At 64.5% G+C, this 14,152-nt stretch carries 17 protein-coding genes and 1 tRNA gene; 8 read left to right on the top strand and 10 right to left on the bottom strand.

Annotated features, from left to right (window positions below):
- Nucleotides 1-50: 50 nt before the first annotated feature.
- The gene (locus J0I79_RS21310; protein ID WP_292863492.1) at nucleotides 51-686 is read right to left on the bottom strand and encodes an FMN-dependent NADH-azoreductase; all 636 of its coding nucleotides are present in this window, start codon (nucleotides 684-686) and stop codon (nucleotides 51-53) included.
- 108 nt (nucleotides 687-794) lie between these two features.
- Between J0I79_RS21310 and J0I79_RS21305 the strand changes: the two genes are divergently transcribed.
- Nucleotides 795-1,760 (top strand): LysR family transcriptional regulator, encoded by a 966-nt coding sequence (locus tag J0I79_RS21305; RefSeq protein ID WP_292863489.1) that lies wholly within the window; start codon nucleotides 795-797, stop codon nucleotides 1,758-1,760.
- On the opposite strand, the gene J0I79_RS21300 is transcribed toward J0I79_RS21305, so the two are convergent.
- Nucleotides 1,684-2,319 (bottom strand): TetR/AcrR family transcriptional regulator, encoded by a 636-nt coding sequence (locus tag J0I79_RS21300; RefSeq protein WP_292863486.1) that lies wholly within the window; start codon nucleotides 2,317-2,319, stop codon nucleotides 1,684-1,686. The two genes, J0I79_RS21305 and J0I79_RS21300, sit on opposite strands and share 77 nt — an antisense overlap.
- Nucleotides 2,320-2,385: 66 nt before the next feature.
- Here J0I79_RS21300 and J0I79_RS21295 point away from each other — a divergent pair, with 66 nt between their 5' ends.
- Nucleotides 2,386-2,811 carry a VOC family protein gene (locus J0I79_RS21295; RefSeq protein WP_292863483.1) on the top strand — a complete coding sequence of 142 codons (426 nt, stop codon included), beginning with the start codon at nucleotides 2,386-2,388 and terminating at the stop codon, nucleotides 2,809-2,811.
- 4 nt (nucleotides 2,812-2,815) lie between these two features.
- Here J0I79_RS21295 and J0I79_RS21290 read toward each other — a convergent pair whose 3' ends face one another.
- On the bottom strand, nucleotides 2,816-3,766 hold the full coding sequence (locus tag J0I79_RS21290; protein ID WP_292863480.1) for a trypsin-like peptidase domain-containing protein: 951 nt from the start codon (nucleotides 3,764-3,766) through the stop codon (nucleotides 2,816-2,818).
- 225 nt (nucleotides 3,767-3,991) lie between these two features.
- On the opposite strand from J0I79_RS21290, the gene J0I79_RS21285 reads away from it, so the two are divergent.
- Entirely contained in the window at nucleotides 3,992-4,864 is an 873-nt protein-coding gene (locus tag J0I79_RS21285) for a S1C family serine protease (protein WP_292863477.1), read from the top strand.
- Nucleotides 4,865-4,872: 8 nt separating this feature from the next.
- Nucleotides 4,873-5,496, top strand: a complete 624-nt coding sequence (locus J0I79_RS21280; RefSeq protein WP_292863474.1) for a response regulator transcription factor — start codon at nucleotides 4,873-4,875, stop codon at nucleotides 5,494-5,496.
- Between the two features lie 6 nt (nucleotides 5,497-5,502).
- Here J0I79_RS21280 and J0I79_RS21275 read toward each other — a convergent pair whose 3' ends face one another.
- Both J0I79_RS21275 and J0I79_RS21270 read right to left on the bottom strand, forming a co-directional pair.
- On the bottom strand, nucleotides 5,503-5,892 hold the full coding sequence (locus J0I79_RS21275; protein WP_292863471.1) for a type II toxin-antitoxin system VapC family toxin: 390 nt from the start codon (nucleotides 5,890-5,892) through the stop codon (nucleotides 5,503-5,505).
- On the bottom strand, nucleotides 5,889-6,155 hold the full coding sequence (locus J0I79_RS21270) for a type II toxin-antitoxin system VapB family antitoxin (RefSeq protein ID WP_292863468.1): 267 nt from the start codon (nucleotides 6,153-6,155) through the stop codon (nucleotides 5,889-5,891). Before J0I79_RS21270 ends, J0I79_RS21275 begins: the two co-directional genes overlap by 4 nt.
- 183 nt (nucleotides 6,156-6,338) lie before the next feature.
- Here J0I79_RS21270 and J0I79_RS21265 point away from each other — a divergent pair, with 183 nt between their 5' ends.
- The gene (locus J0I79_RS21265; protein ID WP_292863465.1) at nucleotides 6,339-7,205 is read left to right on the top strand and encodes an NAD(P)-dependent oxidoreductase; all 867 of its coding nucleotides are present in this window, start codon (nucleotides 6,339-6,341) and stop codon (nucleotides 7,203-7,205) included.
- 23 nt (nucleotides 7,206-7,228) lie between these two features.
- On the opposite strand, the gene J0I79_RS21260 is transcribed toward J0I79_RS21265, so the two are convergent.
- From J0I79_RS21260 to J0I79_RS21245, 4 genes are all read right to left on the bottom strand, one after another.
- Entirely contained in the window at nucleotides 7,229-7,627 is a 399-nt protein-coding gene (locus J0I79_RS21260) for an XRE family transcriptional regulator (RefSeq protein ID WP_292863462.1), read from the bottom strand.
- Complete coding sequence (locus tag J0I79_RS21255) at nucleotides 7,627-7,923, bottom strand: type II toxin-antitoxin system HigB family toxin (protein WP_292863459.1); 297 nt, start codon at nucleotides 7,921-7,923, stop codon at nucleotides 7,627-7,629. The genes J0I79_RS21260 and J0I79_RS21255 overlap by 1 nt, the downstream gene beginning before the upstream one ends.
- Nucleotides 7,924-8,001: 78 nt before the next feature.
- Nucleotides 8,002-8,520 (bottom strand): TIGR00645 family protein, encoded by a 519-nt coding sequence (locus J0I79_RS21250; protein WP_292863456.1) that lies wholly within the window; start codon nucleotides 8,518-8,520, stop codon nucleotides 8,002-8,004.
- A gap of 330 nt (nucleotides 8,521-8,850) precedes the next feature.
- A complete protein-coding gene (locus J0I79_RS21245; RefSeq protein ID WP_292863453.1) occupies nucleotides 8,851-11,199 on the bottom strand; it encodes an OmpA family protein in 2,349 nt (782 codons plus the stop codon).
- A 197-nt stretch (nucleotides 11,200-11,396) separates the two neighbouring features.
- On the opposite strand from J0I79_RS21245, the gene J0I79_RS21240 reads away from it, so the two are divergent.
- Both J0I79_RS21240 and J0I79_RS21235 read left to right on the top strand, forming a co-directional pair.
- Nucleotides 11,397-11,843 carry a YcgN family cysteine cluster protein gene (locus tag J0I79_RS21240; RefSeq protein ID WP_292863450.1) on the top strand — a complete coding sequence of 149 codons (447 nt, stop codon included), beginning with the start codon at nucleotides 11,397-11,399 and terminating at the stop codon, nucleotides 11,841-11,843.
- Between the two features lie 205 nt (nucleotides 11,844-12,048).
- On the top strand, nucleotides 12,049-12,411 hold the full coding sequence (locus tag J0I79_RS21235) for a hypothetical protein (RefSeq protein WP_292863447.1): 363 nt from the start codon (nucleotides 12,049-12,051) through the stop codon (nucleotides 12,409-12,411).
- 269 nt (nucleotides 12,412-12,680) lie between these two features.
- Here the strand turns inward: J0I79_RS21235 and J0I79_RS21230 are convergent, their stop codons facing one another.
- On the bottom strand, nucleotides 12,681-13,394 hold the full coding sequence (locus J0I79_RS21230; protein WP_292863444.1) for an SIMPL domain-containing protein: 714 nt from the start codon (nucleotides 13,392-13,394) through the stop codon (nucleotides 12,681-12,683).
- 134 nt (nucleotides 13,395-13,528) lie between these two features.
- On the opposite strand from J0I79_RS21230, the gene J0I79_RS21225 reads away from it, so the two are divergent.
- Nucleotides 13,529-13,604: transfer RNA gene (locus J0I79_RS21225), tRNA-Ile, on the top strand.
- The last annotated feature ends 548 nt before the right edge of the window (nucleotides 13,605-14,152 follow it).

The raw sequence follows: 14,152 nt of genomic DNA, 5'->3' as shown, positions 1-14,152 counted from the left end.
AAAGGCAGGCCGGAGGCCTGCCTTTTCAGTTCAGTCCAAGCGGGTGCGGCTTACGCCGCAGCGGCCACTTCGCGCGTTTCCGCGACCACGGCGTCGACCTTGGCGGTGGCCTTGGCGAGCGCCGCGGCTACCGCGTCGGGGCCCATGCCGACGCCTTCGATGCGGATGACGTCGACATCGGTCATGCCGATGAAGCCGAGCACCGAGCGCAGATAGGGGATGGCATGATCCATCTGCACGGCCGCGCCCTCGGAATAGATGCCGCCGGAGGCCAGCACGATGTAGACCTTCTTGCCGGTCACGAGGCCCTTGGGGCCGTTCTCGCCATAGGCGAAGCTGCGGCCGGAGCGGGCGACATGGTCGACCCAGGACTTCAGCGTCGAGGAGATGTTGAAGTTGATGAAGCCGGTGGCCAGGATCACCGTGTCGGCGGCGAACAGTTCGTCGAGCACGACATCGGAAACGCCGACGACTTCGGCCTGGCGCGGGGTGCGCGCTTCGGCAGGCGTGTAGATGCCGCTGGCATAGTCGGCGTCGATATGCGGCAGCGGGTTGGCGACGAGGTCGCGCACGACGAGCGTGTTCGACGGGTCGGCCGCGACAAGCTTTTGCGCGAATTCGGTGGCGATGCGGGTCGAGTGCGAGGCAGCGCCACGCGGGCTCGACGTAACAAGAAGAATGGACATAGCTGAACTCTCCAGTGGAATGAATTGTCCCGCTGCATATGGGCCTATCGATCAATCGAAAAAACTGGTATATTTTCTATACGATCCATCCATAGTTTGGATATGATGATGCAACCCAACCCGACCCTCGATCAGCTTCAGATCCTCGTCGCCGTCGCCGATACCGGCAGCTTCTCCGCCGCCGGGCGCAAGCTCAACCGGGCGCAGTCCGTCATCAGCTACGGCATCGCCAATCTCGAGGCGCAGCTCGGGCTGAAGCTTTTCGAGCGCGAGGGCACGCGCGAGCCGCAGCTGACCGAGATCGGCCGCGCGGTGCTCGAGGATGCGCGGCGCATGGTCAGCGTGCTGCAGCGCATGCGCTCACGCGTCGACGGTCACCATCACGGGCTGGAGGCCGAAGTGGCGCTGTCGGTCGACGTGGCGTTGCCTTCGCCTGTTCTGGTGCGGGTGTTGAAGGCATTCGAGAAGCAGTTTCCGACTGTCATGCTGCGGCTTCACATCGGCACGCTTGGGCTGATCCCCGACCTTGTCGTCAGCGGCCAGGCCGATCTCGGCATTGGCGGCCTGCTGGGCGATGTCGACGTGCATCTGGTGCGCATCGGCTTCATGTCGATGGTGCCGGCGGCAGCCCCCAGCCACCCGCTGGCGCTGCTGCCGAAACCGGTGGCGATCGAGGATGTGCGCGAGCACACGCAGCTTGTCGTCACCGACCAGTCCGAACGCACCAAGGGGCGCGACTACGGCGTTTTCGCCTACCGCACCTGGCGGCTGACCGACATGCGCACCAAGCACATATTGATGCGCGAGGGGCTGGGCTGGGGCGGGCTGCCGCGCTGGCTGATCGCCGATGACCTGGCCTCCGGCCGGCTGGTGGAACTCGACCTCGAACCCTACAGGGAGGTGAGCTCGCCGCTGTTTGCCATGCACCGCAACGACCGCAGCCCCAAGCCGGCGGCGGCCTGGCTGATCGACCAGTTCAAGCGCCAGCTCGGCTGCTTCAACGAGTTCGAGCCGGGGGAGGTGCCTGACGGGCATGAGGAGGAACAGGCGACAGGCCATCGATCAGCGCTATGAGCACGGCGCGATAATCCTCGGCGGAGGCGCCGGCCTCTATCGCCAGCGCGGCGCGGTCGAAAGCGGAGGCCAACAGCGCGGTCAGCGCGTCGGCGGGCAATCTCGTCATCATGTTGGCCCGCATGGCCGCGACGAGACCCTCGCGCAAGGAACGATTGCCGTGGCGGTTTTCGATGGCGTCCATGGCGGCGCGGCCGAGCACGGCGGGGCCATCGAGGAGCAGGAGCCGCGTGCGGCCGGGGGCGCGCATGGCGGTGAGATAGGCGCCGGAGCCGGCGATCAGCGCATCGCGGGCCTCGAAGGAAGGCGGGGAGGCGCGATCGATCTCCTCGGCCACCGCCTGCGCTTCCTGTTCGACCACGGCGGCGAAGAGCGCCTGCTTGTCGGCGAAATGGTGGTAGAGCGCGCCGCGCGTCACGCCGGCGGCGGCGACGATCTCGGGCGTGCCTGTCTCGGCATAGGATTTCTCGGTGAACAGCTTGCGCGCCGCCGCGATCAGATCGGCGCGCGTCGCCTCGGTTCGGTCGCGGTTGGAACGGCGTTCAGATTCCTGTTGCATACATGCAGCCTGTATGTTAATTGAGCCTACATACAGACTGTATGTTATCTCACAGGAGAAGAAAAGATGAAGACGACGAGCTATTACCCCGTGCTGATGACCGGCGATGTCGCCGGCACGGCGGCCTTCTATGTCACGCATTTCGGCTTCCAGCCGCTGTTCGAGAGCGACTGGTACGTGCATCTGCAATCGGTGGACAACGAGAGCGTCAATCTCGGCATCGTCCAGGGCGATCACGAGACGATCCCGCCGGAGGGGCGGGGGCGCACCTCCGGATTGCTGATCAATTTCGAGGTCGTCGACCCCGACGCGGTCTATGAACGGATCACCGCCGCCGGGCTGCCCATCCTGCGCACGCTGCGCGACGAGCCTTTTGGCCAGCGCCACTTCATCACCCGGGATCCCAACGGCGTGCTGATCGACGTGATCAAGCCGATCCCGCCCAGCGAGGAGTTCCTGGCGCAGTACGCCGAGGGCGCCGCCGGGGTCTGAAGCCTCAACCCGCCCTTGCCACCGGCGTCACCGTCATCTGGCTGACGCCGGTGCGGCGCACCACCGTGCACAATGTCTCGCGGCCGATGTGCTCGGCGTCGAGGATGCGCACGAGGTCGTCGACGCCGGTCACCGGGCGGCCGTCTATCGCGGCGATGATGTCGCCCTCCTTGAGGCCGGCCTTGGCGGCCGGGCCATCCTTCTCGACACTGCGCAGGCGCACCGCCGTGCTGGTCGACACTTGCGACAGCAGCGCTGCCCGGCGCGGCAGATTGGTCGTGTCGGCCGAGACGCCGATGAAGGCACGGCGCACGCGGCCGAAGCGGATGATCTCGGAAATGACGAAGCGGGCGGTGTTGGAGGCGACCGCGAAGGCGATGCCTTGCGCGCCATGGATCATGGCGGTGTTGACGCCGATGACCTCGCCCGCCGACGACACCAGCGGCCCGCCCGAATTGCCGGGGTTGAGCGCGGCATCCGTCTGGATGACGTCGTCGATCAGCCGGCCGGTGGACGCACGCATCGAGCGGCCCAGCGCCGAGACGACGCCTGACGTTACGGTCCATTCGAAGCCGAGCGGATTGCCGATGGCGATCGCGATCTGGCCGCGCCTGAGCCGCTTGGAATCGCCGAGCGGCGCGACATCGGCGAAGCTGCCGTCGGCGCGCACCAGGGCGATGTCGGTGTCCGGGTCGCGGCCGAGCACGCGGCCCTCGCTGGAGGCACCGTCCGGCATTGAGACGCGCACGGTCCTTGCGTCACCAACGACATGGAAATTGGTGACAACCAGCCCATCCGGCGCGATGACGAAGCCCGAGCCGTGGCCGCCCTGGCCGCCAATGCGCTCGATGCGGCAGACCGCCGGTCCGATGCGGTCGACAGCATCGGCGACCGTCGTCGAATAGGCATCGAGCAGCGTGTCGTCGGTTTCGAATTTCTGGGCGGCAAGGGCCATAATCGGGCTCCGTGTTTTCAGTCTTTTCGTGACTTTTTTCCTGTGCGTGTCGTTGTCCCAAAACCGCTGAGCACTTTTGGGCGACACGCACTATATGTGCGGAGCGGCCAGAACCGCCGCGACCTGACCAGATGGCCAGTCACACCGGCTACTAGCCGTCAGGCGAGTACCTCCAGGGGCGCCGTCGGGCGATATCTGGGACATGACGAACCCCAGGAGACAGACATGAGCGATTTCAATCTGAGTGCTTATTCCGAGGCGATAGCCGACCTCGCCGCCAAGGCGGCGCCGGCGACCGCGAGCTTTTCCACCCATCATCACCGCACGGCGAGCGCCTTCCACTGGAGCGATGGTTACTTCGTCACCGCCGAGGAGGCGGTCGAGGCCGGCGAGGAGATCGAATTGACGCTGGCTTCCGGCGAGACGGTGAAAGCCGAGCTGATCGGCCGCGATCCTTCGACGGGTGTGGCCTTGCTGAAACCGGCCAATGCCGTCACCGCCGCGCCGCTGGCCAAGGCGGATGCCGTCCGGCCCGGCAACATCGCCATTGCCGTCGGCAGCAGCCAGGGCTCGGCGCTGGCCGTGTCGGGCTCGGTCGGCGAGGTCGGTCCGGCCTGGCGCTCGATGCGCGGCGGAACGATCGACCGGCGCATCAACCTGGCCGTCGGCGCCGGAGGCCGCTTCGAGGGCGGGCCTGTGCTGGACGCCAGGGGCGCGCTGATCGGCATGCTTTTGTTCGGGCCACGGGGCCGCGCGCTGGTCATGCCCTACGAGACGATCGAGCGGGCTGTGGCCACGTTGCGCGAAAAAGGCCATGTCGCGCGCGGCTATCTCGGAGCCGGCCTGCATCCGGTTCGCGATCGCGACGCCAAGGGCGCGATGGTGATGAGCCTTGACGACGATGGCCCGGCCAAGGCCGCCGGCCTGTCGCTCGGCGACATCATCGTGGCCTGGAACGGCGAGGCCGTGCATGGTCCGCGCGAGCTGATCCGCAGGCTTGGGCCTGACAGCGCGGGCGCTTCGGTGACGCTCGGCGTGGTGCGCGGCGGCGAGCGGCGCGATGTGCAGCTCACTGTCGGCGAAAAGCCGCTCTCCTGAGAGGAACGATGGACATATTGGCCGGTGATCGCATCATGAGCGACGGCGCCACCAGGCGACTGGTGGTGCTGATCGCGCTTGGCGACGCGGCGCGCGCCGAGCACCTGGCCGCCTCGTTTGCCGTCAGCGAGGATCTGCTGCCGGTCGTGGCGGGTCGCGCCGACGTGGCCGTCGTCGACGACAGGAGCGGCGATGCCGTGCCGGCCTCGACGCCCCGGGTGATGTTGTCGGCGCGCGCCGGCGGCGGGGGGCCAGCAGGTGAGGTGTTCGCCGTCATGCCCGCCGGCGTCGACGATCTGCTCATCGCATCGGCGGTACGGCTGGCGGCATCCGGCTATCGGGTGTCCAGCGATGGCGGCCGGGCCGGCGCACAGGATTTCCACGCCGGCGAAAGCGAGCCGCTGGAGGAGGAGGCCGACGAGCACGTCGCCCATCCGGCGCTGTCACCGCGCGAGGCCGAAGTGCTGGCGCTGCTGGCCGAAGGCGCGCCCAACAAGGTGATCGCGCGGCGGCTGAACATCTCCGTGCACACGGCGAAGTTCCATGTCGCCGCGATCCTGATCAAGCTTGGCGCGGCCAACCGCACCGATGCCATTGCGATCGCCATGCGACAGGGGCTGGTGCTGGTCTGATATCGATCACACCGCCGCTTCGATGTCGGTCAATCGAAAATCATCACCCTTGAAGAGCAGCGGCATGGCTTCGAGCCGTGCCGTCGCGTAGGCGATGCAGTCACCGAAGTTCAGCGCCGCCGGATGCCGGCCTTTGCCGTAACGCAGGAAGGCATGACGGGCGACGGCGGCGTGGTCGGCAGTGAAGGGGATTGTTTCGATCGAGGCGGTGCGCAGGAAGTCGTCGAGACGGTCCAGGATTTCATCCTGCCAGCCGCCCGCAAGCACCATCGTGGTTTCAAGAAAGGTCGGCGCCGCTATTAGTCGTCTTCTCGCCTGCGCGATAGCGAGCGCGAAACGTTCGTGGCCTGGTTCTGCGCGTAGAATAGCGACGAGAGCCGAGGAATCGATGATCATTTGGTTGGGATTCCCAATTCATCATAACCAAGGATTTCATCCTCGGTCATCGCGCCTTCTCGCTTTGGGATTTTTCCGGCCTGGTCGGAAATTGCCATCAATTGCTTAAACAGGTCGCTTGCCTCATCGCGCGGCACCAGCCGGTCGCGCGCAACTTCTCGCTCAAGGCTTTGGCGGATCGCCTCCGTGACCGAGATGCGTCGGCGGCGGGCGAGCTCCCGCGCCAGTTGTTCCACTTCCGTGTTCTTGATGGAGAGTGCCATTCTATATTCAACCTGTTTGTATAGAATATATACAAATCATGCTGACGATCCAAGGGTTTTGCAATCCCAACCGGTTCAGCCTCCGCAGCGTCACCATGGCTTCCCGCTGCAGACCCTTGTATCCGGCGTCGGCGCGGGCAAGGATCGCGCCGACGAAACGGTTTGCAGGGACGCGGAGGAAAAATGTCGCTCAAGGGAAAGACGCTGTTCATCTCCGGCGGGTCGCGCGGCATCGGGCTGGCGATCGCGCTGCGCGCGGCGCGCGACGGGGCCAATGTGACGATCGCGGCCAAGACCGCCGAGCCGCATCCGAAGCTGCCAGGGACGATCTACACCGCCGCTGAAGAGATCGAGCAGGCCGGCGGCAAGGCGTTGCCGGTGCTGTGCGACATCCGCGAGGAAGCACAGGTGGCCGACGCCGTTGCCAGGACCGTGGAAAAATTCGGCGGCATCGACATCTGCGTCAACAATGCCAGCGCGATCCAGCTCACCGGTACGCTGGAAACCGACATGAAGCGCTACGACCTGATGCATCAGATCAACACGCGCGGCACCTTCCTGGTGTCCAAAATGTGCATTCCGCACCTGAAGTTGGCTAAGAATCCTCACATTCTGAATCTGGCGCCGCCGCTCGACATGAAGGCCAAATGGTTCAAGAACCATGTCGCCTACACCATGGCCAAGTTCGGCATGTCGATGTGCACGCTGGGCATGAGCGCGGAGTTCGCCAGGGACGGCATCGCGGTCAATTCGCTGTGGCCGATCTCGACCATCGACACGGCGGCGGTGCGCAACCTGCTGGGCGGCGCGACGGTCGCTGCGATGAGCCGTTCGCCCGACATCATGGCCGACGCCGCGCACGCCATCTTCCTGAGGCCGTCACGCGAGACGTCTGGAAATTTCTACATCGACGAGGAGGTGCTGCGCGCCGAGGGTGTCACGGATTTCTCGGCCTATGCGCCGGGCGCGACAGGGCCGCTGGCCGGCGACTTTTTCGTGCCGGACGAGGTGTTCGCGCGGACGGAGAGCAAGATCAAGAGCATCTACTAGCCCCGGGTGGGCCAACGGCGTCCTCAGGCTCTCTCTCTCTTACCCTTGTTTGCGAGGTGATAGGGCTGGATCAGCGTTTCGGCCGGGATACGCCATTTGGTGCTCAAGGCGTGAATCATATCCAGGGTAAGTGAGCGTTTGCGGTTCAGGATTTCCGAGGCGCGTGACGACGAACCGAGCAATTCGGAAAGATCCCGGCGTGAGAGGTTGAACAGTTCCATATGGGAGTTGATCGTCTGCACCGGGTCCTGTGCAGGTATCGGATAATGTTCGTTCTCATAGGTTTCGATGAGGGCAGCGAGGACATCGAAGCGGTCACCATCGGGTGAGCCGATTTCCGGCTCATGCTCGAAATAACGGGTGATCTCCTTGATCGCCCAGTTGTAGTCATCCTCAGTGCGGATTGGACGGATGTTTTCCATCACACGGACTCCGGGTCGATCTTGTCGTATTGCTTGTGCGTCCCGACGAATTTGATCAGGACACGGTGGAATTTATAAGAGACATGGACGATCAGGCGGAATTTATTGCCGCCGATGTCGAAGATGACGCGATTGTCGCCGACGAAGTCCGCATTCGTGCCGAACGCTGCCTTGATATCGGCAGGCCCGTCCCAGTTCGCCTTGCTGACCGCCAGAAACCAGGCGCTGAGAGGCCCCTCGGCTTGATTATGCGTGGTCCAAAAGTCTCGCAGCGTTTTCTTTGAAAGGACCTGCATCGCCTATTATAGGATTTTCCCAGTTCGGGAACAAGAGGCATCTTTCCCGATTTGGGAATTGGCTGCGGGCGTCGCCCCTCACGCCTCGTCCTTGTTGCCTTTGCTCAGGCCCATCAGCCTGTCGATATAGGCCAGCATCAGCGCCGAGACGACGAAGGCAAGGTGGATGATGGTGAGCCACATCAACTGGTCGGTCGAGTAGGACGACGAGTTGAGGAACACCTGCAAGAGGTGGATCGAAGAGATCGCGACGATGGTCGAGGCGACCTTGACCTTCAGGGAACCGACATCGATCGTGCCCAGCCAGTGCACGCCGGTGCCGTCCTGGTCGTCGAAGCGGCTGACGAAGTTCTCGTAGCCAGAGATGATGACCATCACCACCAGCGAAGCGACCAGGGCCGCATCGATGAGGCCGAGCATCTTCAGGATGGTGTCGGTGTCGCCCAGCGTGAACACCGTGAGCATGAACTCATAGAGTTTCTTGCCGAAGGACAGCGCATAGACGGCCAATGCAAGGCCCAGCCCGATATAGAAGACAACCAGCAGCCAGCGCGAGGCGAGAATGATCGATTCGATGGCGAGTTCGAGACGCTTCATGGAGGGGGTTCCGGTTGTTGTCTGGTCGGCGGTCAGGCCGTATTTCGGCCAGCCAGCCGTGGTTTGCAAGGCAAATCGCGGAGCAAAAAACCCCGCCGGAGAGGGCCGGCGGGGCTCAATGCGTCCCGCTGGAGTCGGGACGGGGCAGGGAACGCCCAGTCCCGAATCTGGTGTGAGCGGCCTCGCGATTCAATGAGCCGGCTCCAATGCCGGTACAAATCTTCTTGAACCCGGGAGGCCAATGCCAAATCTCGCCCATCCCCGATCGGCAGGGGATGGGTACTTCTCAAGTCGAGTCCGAAAACCAGGTCATGGTTTTGAAATCATGACCTAATTGTTGCTGGCCACCGGCGCCACCAGGGATGTGATGCGGCGTATGGCGACGCGCCGGTTCTCGCGGTTGGGCGCCTGCGTGTTGATCTTCAGATACTCCTCGCCATAGCCCTGCGTCGTCAGGTTTTCCGGCGGGATGCCGAAGGCGTTGGTCAGGGCTTCGGCGACCGCTTCGGCGCGGCGGTCGGACAGAGCGAGGTTCGCCTCCGGCTTGCCGACGGCGTCGGTGTGGCCCTCGATCAGGAAGGTCTCGGCCGGGTTCTTCTTCAAGAGCTTCTCCATCGCGTCGGCCACGCCTTCCAGCTTCTGCACTTCGGTGTCGGAGATGGTGGACGAGCCGAACTCGAAGTTCAGCGTGTCGAGGTCGACGCGCCGTGCGATGTCGCGCACGCGGGCCGAACGCTTGACTTCGTCGATGGAGTAGAGGCGCTGGACCTTTTCCACCGGCGGCTGTTCGAGGAAGGTGTAGTAGTCGTCGGGGCTTTCGACATCCTCGGAATCGAGGATGTACTGCCGGCGCGGGATGGTCAGCCGCATCGGCGGCAGGTCGTCGCCCGGATCACGCCAGTCGCCGTCGTCCTGGTAGCTGCGCTCGTCGACATAGCTCAGCACGTATTCCCGGCCGTCCGGCGTGATGCGCGAGCGCTGGATGACATCGCCATAGCGGTTGCGGATGGTGACGATCTGGACGCCGTTGTCGCGCTCCACGGTTTCGCGCGTGCGGCCCTGCGGCAGGTCCTCGTAATAGACATCCCTGGCGCCACGGTTCATGCGCGGCGCGTCATTGCTCTGCACGATCGTCTGGCCGCCGAGCTGGATGATGACGCGGTCGCCGATCTCCTTGAGCACGTCGACGCCCTTCGGGCGGCGGCGGTCGCGGATGTTCTCGTCGGGCGCGCGGTCGAGCCGCTTGCCTTTCTCCTGTGTCACCGGAACGATCTGCTCCGGCTTGATCTCCTGCTGGGCGGCCTTGTCGCTGGCCGGCGGCGGACCCTGGTCGACGGGCGCGACCGGCTTGCCGCCCTGATCGCCGCCCTGCTGGGCGTTCTGCCCGCCATTCCGCTGGCCACCATTCTGCTGCTCGCCGTTCTGCTGGCCGCCCTTGTCGCCGGGCTTGCGCCCACCGGGTCCCTTGTCTCCCCGCCGTTCGGCATCCTTCTGGCTGTCGAGGATGGGAGCGGCGTTCTTGTCGGCGGGCGCTTCGCCCTGCACGGGATTTTCGCCCTGCGCCGGCGTGGCCTTGGCGCCATTGGCCGGCTGCTCACCGGTTGCAGGCTTCTCGCCATTGGCCGGTTGTTCGCCATTGGCTGGCTTCTCACCGGTTGCAGGCTTCTCGCCATTGACCGGTTTCTCACCTGTCGCGGGCTGCTTGCCTGTCTGCGGCTGCTCGCCATTGGCGGGTTGCTCGCCCGTGGCAGGCTGTTCGCCATTGGCGGGCTGTTCACCTGCCGGCTTCTTGCCGTGCTTCTTCGTCTTGTCCTGGGGCTGCTCGCCCTGGGTTGCCGGCTGTTCACCGGCTGGTGCAGGCTCGGCCTTGGGCGTCGCTTCGCCGGCCGGTGCCTCCTTCGGCGCCGGGGCGACTTCCGGTGTCTGTTCGGCCGGTTTCTGCTGGTCTTGCCTGTGCTTCTTTTCGGGCTTGGCCGGCTGGTTGTCATTGGCGGGCTCGGCCTGGCCAGCGGGAGCCTGCCCGGCAGGGGCCTGCTCGGTCTGCTGCTGCTGGTCGCGCTTCTTCTTGCGCGGTTGCTGCTCGTCGGTCGCGGGCGCTGCCTCGCCGGCCGGAGCCTGCTCGGTCTGCTGCTGCTGGTCGCGCTTCTTCTTGCGCGGTTGCTGCTCGTCGATAGCGGGCGCCGCCTCGCCGGCCGGAGCCTGCTCGGTCTGCTGCTGCTGGTCGCGCTTCTTCTTGCGCGGTTGCTGCTCGTCGGTGGCGGGCGCTGCCTCGCCGGCCGGGGCTTGCTCGGCCTGCTGCTGCTGGTCGCGCTTCTTCTTGCGCGGTTGCTGCTCCTCGGCGGCGGGCGCTGCCTCGCCGGCCGGGGCCTGCTCGGCCTGCTGCTGTTGTTCGTGCTTCTTCTTGCGGGGCTGCTGCTCCTCAGCCGCCGGAGCGGGCTGCTCGGCGGCGGGCGCCTGCTCGGTCTGCTGCTGCTCGCGCTTCTTCTTGCGCGGCTGTTCCTCGCCGCCCTGCTGGCCCTCGTCGGTTTGCGTGTCCTGCGCCAGGATGATCAGCGGGGTCGCGCCGCGTTGCATGGGGCCGAGCGCGGCACTTCCCTGAAGCGGGGATGCGCCCAACGGCGCGGATGCCATCAGCAGACCAAGTGCCGTGCCTGCCAGAATCCGTGGTTGGCGTTTCATCGAAATTCTCCTTGTGGGGTCCCATCCTTGCCGAAACCGCTTGTAACGAAATTGGTTCCGGCTGCCCACCGTTAGGAGCGGTCCGGGGCGATTGGCCGGCCATTTGAAGGCAACTTCGTGTCATTGCGCCGGGTTGCCGCCTCATTCGAGGCGTCACCGCGCTTGACCTCGACCGCCGCCGGGGCCACATCGGGGCGATGGAAACGCGGTTCTGGAAGACAAAGACGCTGGAAGCGATGACCCCGGCCGAGTGGGAATCGCTGTGCGACGGCTGCGGCAAGTGCTGCCTGTCGAAGCTCGAGGACGAGGATACGGGCGAAATCTACTGGACAAGCGTCGGCTGCCGGCTGTTCGATGCCGAGACCTGCCGTTGCGCCGACTATAGCAACCGGCTGGCGCGGGTGCCCGATTGCGTTGGCCTGACGCCGCAGAATGTGCGCACCATCAGCTGGCTGCCCTCGACCTGCGCCTACCGGTTGGTGGCGGAGGGGCGCGACCTCTACTGGTGGCATCGGCTGGTGTCGGGCAGCGCCGAGACCGTGCATGAGGCCGGCATCTCCATGCGTGGCCGGGTCAAGGCCAGCGAGACCGACCTGGCCGAGCCTGAGGATTATTTCGACTATATGCTCGACGACGAGCCTTGAACCCTTTGCCTGCAAAGCGTTTCGGAACCAGGAACCGGGACTGACGTTGGGCCGAATTGCTTGAAGAACCGGCGGAGATTTCCTTTTCCCGCCACATGAACCGCAGATGAACGGCCAGTTCGTAAATAGTTCAGACAGGCCAGTGCATTGTCCCATCATCGGTTTCACGAGGACGGGCGCAAGCCCGCAACAAGGAGAGAGAACCATGTACACCACGATCAAGACGGCTGCGCTTTCGGCCCTGGTCGGTCTCGGCACGCTGGCGGCTATTCCCGCCCATGCCGACAGCCTCTATCTCGGCTTCGGCAACAACCAGGATCCGCGTTTCGGCGTCTATGCCGGTGACGACGGTTACCGTCGCGACTATCGCCGTGACGACCGCCGCGACGACTGGCGCCGTGGCTGCTCGCCCGAGCGCGCCCTCGACAAGGCCGAGCGCATGGGGCTGCGCCGCGCGCGCATCGTCGATGCCAACCGCCGCGTGATCAAGGTCGTGGGCCGCCAGTACGGCGACCGCGTGGTCGTCGTGTTCGCCAACGAGCGTGGCTGCCCGATCATCAATCGCTAAGGTTTGTGGCTGACCCTCTGCGAGGGTTAGCCCGTGGCATAACCCTCTGCGAGGGTTAGCCTGTGGCATAACCCTCTGCGAGGGTTAGCCCGTGCTAGCGGAGCCCCTGTCCGGCCGGACGGGCGTGGCTCGAAAAAAACCCCGCGGGAGCGATCCCGCGGGGTTTTTCATTTCGTGCGCCGGTTGATCCCGGATCGGCGGAGGATCATCCGTGGCCAGGCAGAGCCGGCCACGGATGATCAATCATTTCAGCGACTTCAGCTCGCCAGTTACTTAAGTTCAAAAGTCACGGTGACGTGGACATTGTAGGCGTTCTCCCCGGCCTGGGTCGGCACCGCCCCGCCGGCGGCGGCGTCGAAGGCCTTGGCGTTGATCGCCATCGGCGGCGGCGCGACGTTCTGGTCCGAGATCTCCAGCACCCGCCCGATGCTGACCCCGGCGGCCTCGGCCAGCGTCTTGGCCTTGGCCATGGCGTCGGCAACCGCCTTCTTGCGGGCTTCGGTGATGGTGGCGGCGGGATTGTCGTTGGTGAAGGAGATGCCGCCGCCCTGGTTGACGCCGAGCGATACAGCCTTGTCGAGGATCTCGCCGGTCTTGTCGATGTCGCGCACGCGCACCGCGAGCGTGTTGGTCACCTGGTAGGCGACGAGCTCGGCCTCCTGGCTGCCGTCCGGCTTGTTGGTGTAGTTGTAGCGTGGGTTGATCTGGATGCCCGCGGTCTGCAGGTCGCGATCCTTGATGCCGGCCGCCTTCATCGCCGCGATGACCGCCGCCATGGCGTCGTTGTTGGCATCGAGCGCGGCGCGCGCGGTCTTGGCTTCGCGCATCACGCTGAGCGACAGCAGCGCCAGATCGGGAGGCGTGGTCGCTTCGCCTTCACCCGAAACGATGATGCGTGCGGGCGCCGGCGAATCGGCGGCTCCAGCCACTGCGGGGAAAGCGATTGCGGCGGCGAGCGCGAGGGGCAATAGGTGTCTGGTCATGAAAATCTCCTTGGTCTGCGATCAGGTCGCAACGCTCAACTAGGGCGCGAATATGGGCTGATTTGGGCGATCTCGAAAAGCCCGCAGGGAAAGCCTTGTGCCGTCGAAGGAAAAACATTAATCCAGCCGGCGTGGGGCCTGTAGCTCAATGGTTAGAGCCGGCGGCTCATAACCGCTTGGTTGGGGGTTCGAGTCCCTCCGGGCCCACCATAACCATTGTTTATCAATTGTTTAGAGTCAGTTTCTTGCCCTTGGGGGCGATCCGCCTTTTAAAAGCGGACTTTCATTCTGGATCGACGATTTCTGGAGATCATCCTACGGCCTTTGGCGAGCGACGCACTCTGATGTCTCGGCACAGTATCATCAGATGAAGCAGGCACCGCCCTTTGTCGGTCTGCTGGCCGTGGAGATTGTCACCAGGCCTTGGTCAAGCTCGCCGAACCCCGACTTCACGAAATGGTACAGCAAGACGGCTTGCTCGGTCGGCTCGAAGGCATTTCGCGTTCGGTTGAAGAGGTTCGCCGAACCGCTCTAGTTCTTTGTTTTTACGCAATTTCCAAGGGAAAACGTGATGCGTTTTCCCGGGAACGCCTCTCTAACTTTTCCTGAAATTGCTTGTCTTATGACTTTCGCTGCCGAATGGGCGAAGAAGAGTCCGCTGGGAGAGGGTAGCCGCCCTCCCTCAGCGGCGAGGGTCGGATCGGTGAAATGCTGACCGTTTGACGGGTCGAGCTAGAGATTGATCGCCCTCGTCTTTC

The sequence above is a fragment of the Mesorhizobium sp. genome (assembly GCF_017306585.1).
In the GTDB taxonomy this organism is placed as follows: Bacteria; Pseudomonadota; Alphaproteobacteria; order Rhizobiales; family Rhizobiaceae; genus Mesorhizobium.
This window is presented reverse-complemented; position numbering and strand designations above follow the sequence as displayed.